Annotated in this window: 7 protein-coding genes; 5 read left to right on the forward strand and 2 right to left on the reverse strand. The window is 72.9% G+C overall.

Features of this window, described 5'->3' with window-relative positions; translation table 11 throughout:
• Positions 1 to 26 precede the first annotated feature (26 nt).
• From I5E_RS10605 to I5E_RS10620, 4 genes are all read left to right on the forward strand, one after another.
• Positions 27 to 1,172, forward strand: coding sequence for a carbohydrate ABC transporter permease (locus I5E_RS10605; RefSeq protein ID WP_261974902.1), 1,146 nt, complete (start codon positions 27 to 29; stop codon positions 1,170 to 1,172).
• Entirely contained in the window at positions 1,169 to 2,104 is a 936-nt protein-coding gene (locus tag I5E_RS10610; protein ID WP_022906963.1) for a carbohydrate ABC transporter permease, read from the forward strand. The genes I5E_RS10605 and I5E_RS10610 overlap by 4 nt, the downstream gene beginning before the upstream one ends.
• A complete protein-coding gene (locus I5E_RS10615) occupies positions 2,101 to 5,115 on the forward strand; it encodes a glycoside hydrolase family 2 TIM barrel-domain containing protein (RefSeq protein WP_022906964.1) in 3,015 nt (1,004 codons plus the stop codon). Before I5E_RS10610 ends, I5E_RS10615 begins: the two co-directional genes overlap by 4 nt.
• A gap of 94 nt (positions 5,116 to 5,209) precedes the next feature.
• Positions 5,210 to 7,186: an Ig-like domain-containing protein gene (locus I5E_RS10620; protein ID WP_148286936.1), complete on the forward strand. Its 1,977-nt coding sequence runs from the start codon at positions 5,210 to 5,212 to the stop codon at positions 7,184 to 7,186.
• A gap of 192 nt (positions 7,187 to 7,378) precedes the next feature.
• On the opposite strand, the gene I5E_RS10625 is transcribed toward I5E_RS10620, so the two are convergent.
• Positions 7,379 to 7,798: a DUF3151 domain-containing protein gene (locus I5E_RS10625; protein WP_022906966.1), complete on the reverse strand. Its 420-nt coding sequence runs from the start codon at positions 7,796 to 7,798 to the stop codon at positions 7,379 to 7,381.
• Positions 7,799 to 8,086: 288 nt separating this feature from the next.
• Here I5E_RS10625 and I5E_RS10630 point away from each other — a divergent pair, with 288 nt between their 5' ends.
• A complete protein-coding gene (locus I5E_RS10630) occupies positions 8,087 to 9,676 on the forward strand; it encodes an ABC-F family ATP-binding cassette domain-containing protein (protein WP_022906968.1) in 1,590 nt (529 codons plus the stop codon).
• Between the two features lie 51 nt (positions 9,677 to 9,727).
• Here I5E_RS10630 and I5E_RS10635 read toward each other — a convergent pair.
• Positions 9,728 to 10,417: SDR family oxidoreductase (locus I5E_RS10635; protein WP_022906969.1), on the reverse strand; the 690-nt coding region annotated here is incomplete at its 5' end.

A 10,417-nucleotide genomic window follows, 5' to 3' on the forward strand; every position in this document is an offset into this window, starting at 1 on the left:
CGCGGTGGAGCTCCGCCCAGAAGGAGATCGTCCAGTCTTTCAAGGACAAGGGCCCTGAGCGTCAGGACGGGCACGATGACCACGACACAGCCGAAGAACGGCTTCCGCACGAGCACGAAGGCCACGTCGCCCAGAAGCGGGCCCCCTGGATCCTGCTCGCACCCTTCCTCGCCCTGTTCCTGCTGACGTTCATCATCCCGATCATCAGCGCGCTGCTCCAGTCGTTCACGACCGTCGACCGCGAGGGGCTCTTCGGCGAGGACGGCGTCGTCGGCCGGTTCGCCGGGTTCGACAACTACGCGATCGCGCTGCAGGACTCCGGCTTCGTCGCCTCGATCGGCCGCATGCTGCTGTTCGGCGTCGTGCAGGTCCCGGTGATGATCATCGCCTGCACGATCCTCGCGCTGCTGCTCGAGTCGGCGAGCGCCCGCTGGCCCGGGTTCTTCCGTGCGATCTACTTCATGCCCTACGGCGTCCCCGGGGTCATCGCGACGATCCTCTGGTCGTTCCTGTACGTGCCCGGCCTGTCGCCGATCGTGTCGCTGCTGCAGGGGATCGGCCTGCAGCCGGACTTCCTCGGCGCGAACAGCGTGCTGTGGTCGATCGCGAACATCGTCACGTGGACGTACACCGGCTACAACATGCTCATCATCGTGGCCCAGCTGAAGTCCATCCCCGGCGAGGTCTACGAGGCCGCCAAGGTCGACGGCGCGAACGCGTTCCAGGTCGCCTGGCGGATCCAGATCCCGCTGATCGCACCGGCGCTCGTGCTCACGACGGTCTTCTCGATCATCGGCACCCTGCAGCTCTTCGCCGAGCCGCAGATCCTGTCCACGGTCGCCCCGGCCATCGACACCGAGTACACGCCGAACTACGCCGCCTACACGAACGCGTTCGCCTTCAACGAGTACGGCGTCGCGAGTGCGCAGGCGGTCATCATCGCGCTGGCCGCGTTCATCCTGTCGTTCGCGTTCCTCGCGTTGACGAACCGTCCGCCGAAGAACGAGCGGGACCAGAGGAAGCGCGCCAAGCGCGACGGCCAGGAGGCGCGACGCGCCCTCCAGACGCGCGTCGCCACCGCCGACGGGTCGCGTCCGGCGACCGGCGTCGCGAACCGCAGCACGACCACCGGGGCCGCACCGCGCCTCCGGGCCGAGGGGGACAACCGATGACCAGCGAAGCCGTCCAGGCACCTGCCACCGCGAAGACCGCGGTCCCGGTCGACACCACGTCGATCTCGGCGCACCAGCGCCGTAAGCTCGACCGCTCCGGCAGGTCGCAGATCGTGGTGACGGGCATCCTCGTCATCGTCGCGATCTACTTCCTGGTCCCGCTGTACTGGGTCGTGATCGCCGCGACGAAGACCACCGGGGCCCTGTTCGCCACGAACGGGTTCTGGTTCGGCGGCGACTTCGCGCTCTTCAGCAACCTGCAGCAGGTCTTCACGTACGACGGCGGCATCTTCGTCCGCTGGATCGCGAACAGCATCCTGTACTCGGGCGTCGGAGCGGTCCTCGCGACCTACTTCGCGGCCGCAGGCGGGTACGCGCTCGCGAAGTACGAGTTCCGCGGTCGGCAGGTCGTGTTCGGCACGATCCTCGGCGGTGTGCTCGTGCCGGGGACCGCGACGGCGCTGCCGCTGTTCCTGCTGTTCTCGACGCTCGGGCTGACCGACACGTACTGGAGCGTGCTCATCCCGAGCCTCGTCTCGCCGTTCGGCCTGTTCCTCTGCCGCGTGTACGCCGCGGCGTCGGTGGACACGGCGCTCCTCGAGCAGGCCCGCATCGACGGTGCCGGCGAGCTCCGGATCTTCCACACGATCGTGCTGCGGCAGATGACGCCGGCGCTCGTGACCGTGTTCCTGTTCCAGGTCGTCGGCATCTGGAACAACTTCTTCCTGCCGCTCATCATGCTGGCCGACCAGAAGCTCTACCCGATCACCCTCGGGCTGAACAACTGGCGCTCGCAGGTCGACCGGCTGCCGGAGTTCTACCAGCTCACCACCGGCGGGGTGCTCGTCTCGGTCATCCCGCTCGTCATCGCCATCATCGTCCTGCAGCGCTTCTGGCGCGGGGGCCTCACGGAAGGATCGGTCAAGGGTTGACCATCGCCGCACTCTCCTCCACCGCACCCGGCTCCGACACCCGGCTGGCCCCTCGGGCCTGGCTGCACACGGACGCTCCCACCCTGTCGCTGAACGGCGAGTGGGACTTCCGGTGGTCACCGGTCGCGGACGTCCCGGACCCGGGTCCGGAGGACGAGTGGGGCACCATCCCGGTGCCGTCGCACTGGGTCCTGCACGGGCACGGCGCCCCGAGCTACACGAACCTGCAGTACCCGTTCCCGATCGACCCGCCGCACCCGCCGGAGGAGAACCCGACCGCCGACCACCGCCGCACGTTCACGGTGCCGTCGTCGTTCGACGCCGCGGCCCGGGTGCTGCTCCGGTTCGACGGGGTGGAGTCGCACTTCCGGGTGTGGGTGAACGGCGCCCTCATCGGATGGTCGACCGGGTCGCGGCTCGCGACCGAGTTCGACGTCACGTCCGTGCTGCGACCGGGGGCGAACGAGGTCCGTGTCCGCGTGCACCAGTGGTCGGCGGCCTCGTACCTCGAGGACCAGGACCAGTGGTGGCTGCCGGGCATCTTCCGTGACGTCACGCTGGTGGCGCGGCCGACGGCATCGATCGACGACGTGTTCGTGCGGGCCGGGTGGACCGCCGTGCTCGGGGACGCGGCGAGCGCCGGGACCGCGGCGTCCGGCCGGCCGGCCACCGGTACGGGGACGATCTCCTTCCCGACGCTGGACGCGGCATTCCCGGTGCGGTTCGCGGTGCCGTCGCTCGGCGTGGACGTCGTGTGGGCCGGTCCCGACGACGTCGCGCCGATCGAGGTCGAGGGCGTCGAGCCGTGGAGCGCCGAGCTCCCGCGGCTGTACGACGCGACCCTGTCGACCGGGACCGCTGCCGGTGGGAGCGCCGGCGGTGAGACCGTGTCGCTCCGGCTCGGCTTCCGCACCGTCGAGATCGTCGGCGACCGGTTCCTGGTGAACGGCGAACGGGTCGTGTTCCACGGCGTCAACCGGCACGAGACGCACCCCGTGCGCGGGCGGGTCTTCGACGAGGAGCACGCGCGCGCGGACATGGCGCTCATGAAGCGGAACAACGTCAACGCGATCCGCACCTCGCACTACCCGCCCCACCCCCGCGTGCTCGACCTCGCCGACGAGCTGGGCCTCTGGGTGATCCTGGAGTGCGACCTCGAGACGCACGGCTTCCTCTTCACCGACTGGGTCGGGAACCCGTCGGACGACCCCGACTGGCGCGACGCGTACCTCGACCGCATCGCGCGGACGGTGGAGCGCGACAAGAACCACGCGTCGATCGTGATGTGGTCGCTCGGCAACGAGTCCGGGACCGGCCGGAACCTCGCCGCGATGGCGCAGTGGGTGCACGACCGCGACGACGAGCGTCCGGTCCACTACGAGGGCGACTACACGGGCGAGTACACCGACGTGTACTCGCGGATGTACCCGACGCTGCAGGAGACCGAGTCGATCGGCGGCGGTCCGGCCACGCCCCTGCTCGGCTGCGGCCCGGCCGAGGCGGCCCGGCAGCGGTCGAAGCCGTTCATCCACTGCGAGTACGTGCACGCGATGGGCAACGGTCCCGGGCAGATCGCCGAGTACGAGGCGCTCGTGGACACGTACCCGCGCCTGCACGGTGGGTTCGTGTGGGAGTGGCGGGACCACGGGCTGCTCGCGCACACGCCGGACGGACGCCCCTACTACGCGTACGGCGGCGATTTCCACGAGGTCGTCCACGACGGCAACTTCGTGATGGACGGCCTCGTGCTGCCCGACGACACCCCGACGCCGGGGCTGGCCGAGTTCGCCGCGGTCGTGGCGCCGATCCGACTGTCCGCGTCGGACACCACCGTGCTCATCGAGAACCGGTACCACTCGGCGTCGACCGCGGGACTGCGGTTCCACTGGACCCTGTCGCAGAACGGCGTGGTCGAGCACGAGGGCCGGTTCGCCCCCGGCGTCATCGCGGCACGCTCGTCCGCCACCGTCCCGGTGCCCGACGCCGTCCTCGACGCCCGCGCCCGGACGCTGGCTCCCGGCGAGGAGCTCTGGTTCGACGTGACCGCCGAACTCGCCGGCCCGACGGCCTGGGCGGACACCGGCCACGTCGTGGCACGCACCCAGACGCTCGTCGCATCGCGCGCGGCGGACGTCCCCCGCGCCTCCCGTCAGGGGTGGGACGGCGACCGACTCGGCGACGGGACCTTCTCGGCACGGGGCGACCTGGTGTCCTGGAAGGGACACGAGGTCGAGGGTCCGCGCTTCGAGCTCTGGCGCGCACCGACCGACAACGACAGCCTGGCGTCGCAGGGCGGCTACGAGACCGCCGACCCGGTGCTGACGCACGGCGTCGGCGACCCGGACGCGCCGGCCTCGGCGACCCGCTGGCGCCAACGCGGACTCGACCGGCTGACGCACCGGCTCGTGTCGGTGGACCGGACCGCCACCGGCCTCGAGCAGCGGGTGCGCGTCGCGGCGGCGAACAGCGGCTGGGGCGTGGACGTGACGCACCGCTGGACCCGGACGGACGAGGGGCTGCTGCTGCAGACCGACGCCGTCCCGTTCGGCGCGTGGGACGTCACCTGGCCGCGCATCGGGGTGCGGTTCGACCTGCCGACCGCTCTGACGGACCTGGACGCCACCTGGTTCGGGACCGGGCCGCTGGAGTCCTACGCGGACTCGTCGCACGCCGCACGGGTCGGCCGGTTCACCGCACCGGTCCGGTCACTCGGTGTCGAGTACTCGCGCCCGCAGGAGAACGGACACCGTCCGGCCCTGCGGTCGCTGTCCGTCGGCGACCTGACCGTGTCCACCGTCGGGCGGCACCGCGCGGGCTTCACGCTGACGCCGTGGACCGCGCAGCAGATCGACCGCGCGGAGCACCCGTACGAGCTGCCGGCGTCCGACCACCTGTACCTGTACCTCGACTTCGCGCAGCACGGCCTCGGGTCACGCGCGTGCGGCCTCGACGTGCTCCCGGAGCACCAGCTCTGGCCGCAGGCGTCCTCGTGGAGCGTCGTCCTCGGCTGATCACAGTCCGGAACTCACATATCTGATACATATTCCTTGCGCGCCTCGCGGGCGTCGGGAAGGGTCGTCTCCGCACCACAGCAGAGAGGACCCCATGCACAGCACTCCGAGGCGCGCCGTCGTGAACGCCGCCCTGACCGCCATCGTGGTGGTCGGCGGCGGCCTCGCGGCGACGGTCACCACACCCTCCCCCGCGCACGCGGTCGCGCCCTTCCCGGTGTCCGACCCGTTCGCCGGGTTGCCGCTCGGCACGACCATGCCCGCCGGATGGACCCGCATCGCGTCCGACGACGACCAGGCGACCATCGTCGACCACAGCCCGGCCGGGCGGTGGCTGCGACTGACCGACGACACGAAGCGGGTGAGCTCCGCGGTGTTCGACGAGTCGCCCTACGACTCCAGCCGGGGGCTGAGCGTCGCGTTCGACGAGCGGATGTGGAGCACGACGGACACCGGGTACGCCGACGGCATCGGGTTCTTCCTGCAGGACGCCGCCGTCCCACTGGAGTCGATCGGCCCCGTCGGCGCCGGCCTCGGTTACCACGACGGGACCCGACCGTGCGCCGACGGCCTCGACGGAGGCGTCGTCGGGGTCGGCTTCGACCGGTTCGGCAACTTCGCCCGGCCCGACGTCGTGCCGAACGCGGTCACGATCCGCGGGGCCGAACGCGACTGCTACCCCGTCCTCGCGACCACCGGGGACCTCGGCGAGGGGTTCCTCGAGGACCGTGAGACCACCGCAGCGGCCGCGACCCACCGGCACGTGCAGATCGACGTCCTGCCGACCGACGCCGACGGCATCCGGGTGCGGGTCGCGATGTCCGACCCCGTCGCCCCCGACGCCGTCCCCGGTGCGCTCCGCGAGATCGTCACCGCCGAGCTCCCCGGGACGTCGCTGCCCGACCGGCTGCGCTTCGGCTTCAGTGCGTCGACGGGCGGTCGGTCGCAGTTCCACGAGATCCGGGGGCTGCGGGCCACGCAGCCCACCGACGTCGTGACGACCGCCCGGACCCTCACGGACCAGCCGGTCCGCTCTGGCGCAGACGCCGTGTTCGAGGTGCGGTCCGAGAACCACGGCCCCGCCACCATCGGCGGCGCGGCCGACGCGCTCGCGCGCACCGTGGCGGTCACCGCCGGCGTGCCGCTGACGGACGTGCGGTGGACGTGTCGCGCGGACGCCGGGGCGACGTGCGCGTCCCCGAGCGGCACGGGCGCGGAGGACGCCGACTGGGCGGGGCCGCCCGGGAGTGGGATCACGCTCACGGTGCGGGGCACGGTGCCCGTGACGACCCGCTCGGGACGGTGGACGCTACCGGTCGAGAGCGTCACCGACTTCGACGCCGGCCGGCTCGACACGGCACGCTCGGCGATCGCGCTCGACGGGTCGGTGAGTGACGTCGACCTGACGAACAACGCCGACACCGCCGCGTTCGAGGTGGTCCTGCCCGAGGCCGTCGCGGTCGACGACGAGGGCACCGCGGAACCGGATCGGCCGCTGACGATCGACGTCCTCGGCAACGACCCGCTCGACGGGAGCGCGGCGGACCCCGGCTCGCTGCGGTTGAGCGGCGACGGGATCGACGGGGCGGAGCTCTCGGCGGACGGCAAGCGGCTCCGGGTCCCCGGCGAGGGTGTCTGGACCGTCGGCGCCGACGGACGGGTGACCTTCACGCCGGAGCCGACGTTCTCCGGATCGGCCACCCCCGTGCGGTACCAGGTGACGACGGATGCGGGGCAGACCGTCGTGGCGACGATCCGGGTCGCCGTGGAGTCGGGCGGTTCGGTGGTCGTCGCGCCGACGCCGTCGCCGACGCCGACCGTGGTGCCGTCGCCCTCGCCCGGGACCGGCACCGGTTCGGGCACGGACACCGGCGCGACGGGAGCCGGTGCGGGGACCGGGTCCGTCGTCCGAGGGGCGGCTGAGCCCGCGGGTGCCCGGGGTTCGCTGGCGTACACGGGGGCGTCCGGGCGGAGCGTCCTCGTGACCGGCGCGGTGGCGGCGCTGCTGCTGGCGGCGGGCGCGTGGATATCAGTCGCGCGGCGGCGGCGCGCGGCGGCGGCCGGGCGCTAGCGGCTGCGGCCGGCGGCGGCGCGCTGCGTCCCGGGGCCGCGCGCCCCGGGCGCCGCGCGCTCCGCACAACGCAAGTCACCCCGAACCAGTCGGAAACGCGGTTCGGGGTGACTTGCGTTGTGCGCTGGTCGCACGCACCAGCGCGGCGCGGCAGCGCGCGGCGCGTGGCGCGCGAGCGCCGGCGGCGCGGCGCTACGCGCTCAGCGCCGGGATCGCCGCCGGGTCCGACGCATCGAGGAACTCCGTCAGCCGCTCGGGCTCGCCCGGCTCCTCGATCGCCTCCGCCGCCCGCCGCAGCGCGAACAGCGCCCGCAGCACGCCCCGGTTCGGCTCGTGCGACCACGGGACCGGCCCGGCACCCCGCCACCCCGCCTTCCGCAGCGCGTCGAGGCCACGGTGGTAGCCCACCCGGGCGTACGCGTAGGACTCGAGGGTGGCCCCGCGCTCCCACGCCTCGTCGGCGAGCATCGCCCACGCCAGGCTCGACGCCGGGTGCGACACCACCACGCTCGCGACGGGTGCGTCGGCGGCGAGGGCGGCGGTCACCTCCGGTTCGGCGGGGAGGAGCGTCTCGGGGTTCGCGGTCGGGTTCGGCAGCAGGTTCTCCGGCATGCCTCCAGCCTGTCACGGTCCGGGGGTCTTGCGCGGCGCGCGGCGCCCGGCGTAGCGTGATCGGGTCCTCGTCGTCATCGCGAGGCCACCGGTGCGGGACGACCGACCGGCGGTCCGGATGGCGGTCACGCAGGGCTCCCCGACGGAAGTGGACGAATTACTGTCGATCACCGGATCTGCTCAGCCCTCGCGCTGACACCGTGATCGTCGCGCCCCGTCGGGCGCTCCGCCCTCCCGCGGCGGGTCCGGTGTCGTGCGCCCAGCATCGACCACCGGGGAGGCACCCGTATGCCCATCAGTCCGTCCGTCGTCCTGAACGACCTCAGTTTCACCTGGCCCGACGGCACCGTCGCGCTGAGCCACCTCACCACCGCCTTCGGCCGTGGCCGGACCGGCCTGGTCGGGAGGAACGGTGCCGGCAAGTCGACGCTGGTCCGGCTGGTCACAGGTCGGCTCCACCCCACGTCGGGCTCCGTCACGACGTCCGGGCCGGTCGACCACCTGCCGCAACGGCTGCAACCGCAGAACGACGACGCGGTCGCCGACCTCCTGCGCATCCGCCCCACCCTGACGGCACTCCGCGCGATCCTCGGCGGTGACGCCGCCCCGGAGCACTTCGACGTCGTCGGGGACGACTGGGACCTCGAGGAGCGTGCGGCCGCGGCGCTCGACGCCATCGGGGTCGGTGCCGCCCTCGGCTCGGACCGGGACGTCCTGGAGCGTCCGGTGCACACGCTCTCCGGTGGACAGTCGGTGCTCGTCGCCGTCGCCGGCATCCGACTGCGAGGGCTGCCGATCGCGTTCCTCGACGAGCCGACGAACAACCTCGACCGCCGCGCCCGTGCGCTGCTGCTCGGCATGGTCGACGACTGGCACGGCACCCTCGTCGTCGTCAGTCACGACCGCGAGCTCCTCGAGCACGTCAACGAGGTGGCGGAGCTCCGCGCGGGCGGCATGACGGTGTTCGGCGGGACGTTCAGCGCGTTCGAGGAGCACCTCGCCGTGCAGCAGGCCGCCGTCGAGCGCGAGGTCCGGGTCGCCGAGCAGCGGCACCGCACCGAGAAGCGGCAGCGCATCGAGGCCGAGACGAAGATCGCCCGCCGGGCCCGGTCCGGGGTGAAGGCCGCCGAGGGGATGCCGAAGATGTTCGCGAACGAGATGCGCAAGCGCGGCGAACAGACCGCCGGCCGACTCCGCACCGGGTACGCCGAGGACGAGGCCGCCGCACTCGCCACCAAGCGCGAGGCCGAGGGGCGGCTGCGGGCGGACGAGTCCATCCACGTGACCCTCCCCGACCCGGCCGTCCCGGCGTCCCGGCAGATCGCGACGATCCGGGTGCGGGGCCGCGAGTCGATCGTGCAGGGTCCCGAACGCGTCGCCGTCACCGGGGACAACGGCGTCGGCAAGACCACGCTCCTCGAGCAGCTCGTCGGGGTCCCCGGTGCGCGGACGCACCCGTTGCCCGACACGACTGCGGTCCCGCACGTCGACCGCGTCGGCTACCTGCCGCAGCGGAAGGACTCGCTCGACGACGCCGTGTCGGTCCTCGACAACGTCCGGCGTGACGCCCCGCACGTGCCGCCGGCCGAGGTGCGGAACCGCCTCGCGAAGTTCCTCGTCCGCGGGGACACCGTGGACCGCCCGGCCGGGGCACTGTCCGGCGGCGAGCGGTTCCGCGTGGCGCTCGCGAGCCTCGTGCTCGCGGATCCGCCGCCGCAGCTGCTGGTGCTCGACGAGCCGACGAACGACCTCGACCTGACGAGTGTCGACCAGCTCGTGGACGCGCTCCGGGCGTACCGCGGGGCGCTCGTGGTGGTGAGCCACGACGAGGACTTCCTGGACCGACTCGACCTCACGACCCGCATCGAGCTGGCGTGAGCCCGAGCTGGCGTGAGCCGTCCCGTCAGCGGCGACCCGTGCGCCGTCCCGTCAGCGCCGCCGCGTCGGCCGGATCGCCAGGGACTCGATCGTGCCGCGCTCCGGCAGGTCGACGACGGTCCGAACGGCGTCCGCCACGTCCGACGGCGCGAGGTAGTACGCGGTGTCGTAGTCCTCGCCGAGCTTCTCGGTGAGGGCACGCTGCATGTCGGAGTCCGTCCGGCCCGGGTGCACGCTCGAGACCCGCACGCCGTTGCCCCGCTCCTCCTCGCGCAGGGCGTCGGCGAAGGCCCGCAGCGCGAACTTCGACGCGGCGTACACGCCGCCGCCGGGGCCCGCGGTGAACCCGGACCCGCTGTTGATCGGCACGACGATGCCGCGCGCGGCCCGGAGTGCCGGGAGCGCGAGCCGGGTCAGCTCGGCGACGGCGAAGAGGTTCGTGGCGAAGACCTGCTCCCAGACGGCGCGTTCGGTGTCGGCGATCGTCGTCCCCTGCTCCACCCCGGCGGAGTGCACGAGGACGTCGAGGCGCTCCGGCAGCGGCGGGACCGCACCCGCGCCGAGGTCGCCCACGAAGGGCGCCGCGCTCGGCAGCTCGGCGACGAGCGCGTCGACCCCCGCGGCGGTGCGGCCGCCGACGAGCACGTGGTGCGTCCGGCCGAGGTCGAGCGCGATCGCCCGGCCGATCCCACGGGTCGCGCCCGTGACGAGGGCGGTCGGACGGACGGGAGGCGCGGTGTC

Origin of the sequence: Curtobacterium sp. B18 (assembly GCF_000333375.1) — a bacterium.
GTDB lineage: Bacteria > Actinomycetota > Actinomycetes > Actinomycetales > Microbacteriaceae > Curtobacterium.

What these genes read in the sequence shown, in the direction of transcription:
- I5E_RS10620 (WP_148286936.1), top strand. Translation starts at nt 5,210, where the DNA reads ATGCACAGCACTCCGAGGCGCGCCGTCGTGAACGCCGCCCTGACCGCC.
- I5E_RS10630 (WP_022906968.1), top strand. Translation starts at nt 8,087, where the DNA reads ATGCCCATCAGTCCGTCCGTCGTCCTGAACGACCTCAGTTTCACCTGG.
- I5E_RS10610 (WP_022906963.1), top strand. Translation starts at nt 1,169, where the DNA reads ATGACCAGCGAAGCCGTCCAGGCACCTGCCACCGCGAAGACCGCGGTC.
- I5E_RS10625 (WP_022906966.1), bottom strand. Translation starts at nt 7,798, where the DNA reads ATGCCGGAGAACCTGCTGCCGAACCCGACCGCGAACCCCGAGACGCTC.